The organism is Bythopirellula sp. (assembly GCF_041737835.1).
In the GTDB taxonomy this organism is placed as follows: Bacteria; Planctomycetota; Planctomycetia; order Pirellulales; family Lacipirellulaceae; genus Bythopirellula.
In genome coordinates this window covers 1-1,986 of the sequence record NZ_JBGSQY010000034.1, presented here as the reverse complement: position 1 = coordinate 1,986, position 1,986 = coordinate 1, and the positions used below count along the sequence as shown (strand labels likewise).

General features: G+C 50.5%; 2 protein-coding genes. One reads left to right on the top strand and one right to left on the bottom strand.

Going from position 1 to position 1,986, the window contains the following annotated elements; all coding sequences use genetic code 11:
- Positions 1-32: 32 nt before the first annotated feature.
- Entirely contained in the window at positions 33-1,202 is a 1,170-nt protein-coding gene (locus tag AC6T8Q_RS11175; protein WP_500679154.1) for an IS4 family transposase, read from the bottom strand.
- Between AC6T8Q_RS11175 and AC6T8Q_RS11170 the strand changes: the two genes are divergently transcribed.
- Complete coding sequence (locus AC6T8Q_RS11170; RefSeq protein WP_500679153.1) at positions 1,201-1,683, top strand: hypothetical protein; 483 nt, start codon at positions 1,201-1,203, stop codon at positions 1,681-1,683. The two genes, AC6T8Q_RS11175 and AC6T8Q_RS11170, sit on opposite strands and share 2 nt — an antisense overlap.
- Positions 1,684-1,986: the final 303 nt, after the last annotated feature.

The window sequence follows — 1,986 nt, the reverse complement described above, 5'->3', positions numbered from 1 at the left end:
ATATTTTTATAGAAATGCACACGAGTGTCCGGTTATAAATCCCACAGCATCAGCTGGTTAGAATCTAATTGTTGCAAATGTATGAAGTCGTTTTCTGTAAGCAGTTCATTTAGAGGCACTTTCTCAAACGGATGAACACTCAACATCTGCAAAGTTCTGTGCAAGGTTCCAGGCAGGTTCAGTTGCTTGTGGATAATGGCCACCATCAAGTAAACGCACACAGCAATCCAAATTTGAGTCTTCACGGCATTCGGGCTTGTCCCATAGTAGTGTTTGATTCGAAGGTGACCCTTGATCCAGCGGAAAAACAATTCAATGCGCCAGCGCAATCGATAAACATTGGCCACAGTCAGTGCCGGGATGTTGAGGTTGTTGGTGAGAAAGACCAAGTCGCGCTGGGTTTCCTTGTCGAAGTATCGGACCTTGCGCAGCAGTGCAGGGAAGTCCGACCGGGCCTTTGCCAACTTGGGTCTGCCGATCTGATCGCTGCGAACGCCAGAAAGGTAGTCCACGGGTTGGGAGACTTGTCTGGCAAACTGCAAATTGTCTTTTGCCCGTGTCACGAAAAAGGCTCCAGAACTGGCAACCCGGTTGAGCCGAACGAAATCCATATAGCCCCGGTCCATGACATAGAAGGCACCAGCTTCGAAGATAAGCTCGTCGAGCCAGAGAACATCGTGCTGCCGGGCTCCTGTGATAAAAATGCAGGTTGGAATCGGACCACGCAGATCGATCTGGGTGTGAAGTTTGATCCCGGCCTTGGTGCTTCGAAAGTCGGCCCACGGGAACAGGGTCAAGGAGAGGTCCACCGTCGTCGAGTCGAGGGCATAGACGGAGTTTTCCATTTCCAAACCCAAGTCCTCCCCGGCATAAAGCGGACGCGCTTTGCGCATGAGAGATTTTGCCAAGTCCTCCCAAAGCCGCCAGTCGCGCTGCTCGTTGGCATCTGCCAAAGTCGACTTGGCCAAGGGTTCCCGGAACCCCAAGTGGTATCTGGTGGAAGGCCGCGCATTCAGGCAGTCGACGATGTCGCGCAATCCCTCCCGCCAAGTGAGCTGAGCAAAGGCCATGGCAATAAGCTGCTGGCGGCAGCCAAAATGCCGCACTCGCGAATCTGCGTTGTAGCGTTCCACCAAACGGTCGAGGGTCTCGCGGTGGACAAGATCGAGGAGTTGCGACAAGACAAATCGGCCGGAATTCATGGCCGAAATCCTGGGGCGATTTCAAATGCGTCACATCCCTTTTCCTTTGCAAGACCTTCATATCATGCAACTTCTGCGACATCTTTGGTCACTTAACCGGACACCCGTGATAGTTGCTATAAAAAAATATCGCTACGGCTTGTTGGAAGAGGCCAACCTCATCTCGCGTGTTGAGAAATACTCTTACGAACCAAACTCAAGCCGTGTGGCGCGAATTGATTGGAATGACGGAACTGTTTTAAACTTTGCCTATGATGACTCCGGCAAGCAGATAGCAGCGTACAAGAACAATCTTCCGATATGGTTCCTAACTGAAACCTCAGCGGGCCAAAAAGTAAAAGTTACTTACAACAAGCAAGGCGAAATCGCGAGGGTTAATGATATCTCCGCTGGTGACTTGTTGCCCGCTGCCTCGTTTGCGAACGATATTCGGCTCTTGCATCGGACTGCTGCAATGCAGCAATCCAAACATATGCCGTAGAAAAGCTTTTTTATGAATACACATCATCGCTCGTTTTTGTTGGCAGTAGGATTGTTCGGATGGTCTTTAAGTCTCCATGCGGACAGCGGGACTGCGCCGACGATTAGCCCGTCAAGTGAGCAAAAGGCTGAATTTCATGCGAGCGAAGAAATCAGCTTTCAGGCTAGTGCAATGTAACCTTGATTTCGGATACAGTTCGCGTTAATCTGTGTGAGTGAAAGTTAAACGAATTGTGATAAGTCCTCCGGAACGCAAAGAACTCAATCGACGGATTCGCTCGCGCACCATTCGAGCTGAAGACGC

Bases quoted from the DNA above. Each gene is read 5' to 3' on its own strand.
- AC6T8Q_RS11170 (WP_500679153.1), top strand. From the start codon at position 1,201: ATGGCCGAAATCCTGGGGCGATTTCAAATGCGTCACATCCCTTTTCCT.
- AC6T8Q_RS11175 (WP_500679154.1), bottom strand. From the start codon at position 1,202: ATGAATTCCGGCCGATTTGTCTTGTCGCAACTCCTCGATCTTGTCCAC.